Annotated in this window: 1 protein-coding gene; it reads right to left on the bottom strand. The window is 35.2% G+C overall.

All coding sequences use genetic code 11. The features are described from left to right. Window positions 1-340: 340 nt before the first annotated feature. Window positions 341-1,831 (bottom strand): sigma-54 interaction domain-containing protein (locus tag AC1DTM_RS24890; protein WP_477001136.1); only part of this gene is annotated, 1,491 nt, incomplete at its 5' end.

Below are 1,831 nucleotides of genomic sequence, written 5' to 3'. Positions count from 1 at the left end.
ATAAAGTGAAACTTTAATCAGTGGGGGTTTTGTTCATCCCCCACTGATTATTAGCCCTCACCAATCGGGCGTTTACAGGCAGCAGGGCTCCCACCTAACTTCTTTGCTCCASCYGAATTTTGAGGTGGGAGTTTTACTGCCCGCAAATAGCGGGATAAACTGACTATTTTCTTAAAAACAACAAACAATTTATGCACTCCTGCATACACTATTCCATTTTGCATAAAACGGAACGTTAATCATTACCGCTACCACCTTCACGACCCCGGACTTGAACTCTAGAGAATATGTACATGCTGGGCGCACACAAAAAGGAGAAGTCTATGTGACCTTCTCCTTTTTAGGAATAAGAGATGATATCAGCCGCTATCCCTTTTTCACTAACAATTTTTTGATATTTACGACTCACTGAAGATTGGCTGATTCCAAGAGCTTTTGCAGCCTTAGTCGTTGTTTTGTACTGCTTCATTGCAAGTAAAATCAATTGTTCTTCTACAGAATGTAGTGCTTCTTGTAATGGTAATACTCTTGTAATAACTGGTTTTGATTTTTTAAAGTCATAACCAGGTGTTAAAAACTTACTAACAAACTCCGCTTCAATTACTGGATCGTCTGCTGATACGACTAAACGTTCAATCATATTTTGTAATTCACGTACATTTCCTGGCCATGAGTAAAACTCTAGTAAGCTAAGCGCATCTGGAGTTAAATGATAATTTTTATTATATTTTTCATTTAACTGTTGCAAGAAATGAAAGGCAAGTACCGGAACATCTTCCATTCGCTCTCGTAGAGGAGGAACTCGCAACGGAATTACATTTAGGCGATAAAACAAATCTTCACGGAATGTTCCAGATTCCACCATCTTTTCAAGACTCTTATTTGTAGCAGCAATAATTTGTACATTTATTTTCGTAGGTATTGTACTTCCAATAGGAATTACTTCTTGTTCTTGCAAGACTCTAAGTAATTTCACTTGCAAATGTAAAGGCATTTCTCCAATTTCATCTAAAAATAAAATACCTTGATCAGCCCGCTTAAAATATCCTTCTTTTCCATTTTTATCAGCTCCTGTAAAAGCACCTTTCGTATAACCAAATAGTTCACTTTCTAACAAAGTTTCTGGAATTGCACCACAATTTAATTTTAAGAATGGCTTTGAAGACCGGTTTCCAAGTTGATGAATTGCCTGAKCAATTACTTCTTTTCCGACGCCAGATTCTCCAGAAATAAGAACATTGGAAGAAAAATCTGCTATTTTTTTAGCTTGGTTAATAATTTGCTCCATTTTTGGACTACAGTAAATAAGCTTCTTAAGAAAACGATCTTTATTTTTAAAGTCATCTAACTCCTTCTTATATCGCTCTGATATCTTCTTTATTTCATGTAATTCCGTCTTCAATCTCGTCGCTTCGGTAATATCCCTTGATGCAATAATAATACGATGAAGCTCTCCGTTTTCATTAAATACAGGGTTTCCAACTGCTAATATTTTTCTTCCGCTTTTTGTTTCTTGTACAACTGATACCTTTTTTTGTTTTTCCAACACTAATCGCGTAACAGATGGACTAAATAATCCTTTCTTTTCTAAGTCTAAAAGATTTTTTCCTAAAAGGTCTTTCAAATTACTCCCCCAAAAATCATTGATAACAGTTTCACTATAACGAATTAATTCCCCTTTATGATTAACAACTAATATTTCATCATAAATACTAGACAAGATTGCATGTAAATCTTCATTTAAATCCTTTATATATTCAATTTCCATCGCCATGTCCTCGACCATCGGCAAATCTTGCACAATAATAACCATTCCTTCAATACTTTGATC

The sequence above is a fragment of the Bacillus sp. P4_D3 genome (assembly GCF_056401855.1).
This window is presented reverse-complemented; position numbering and strand designations above follow the sequence as displayed.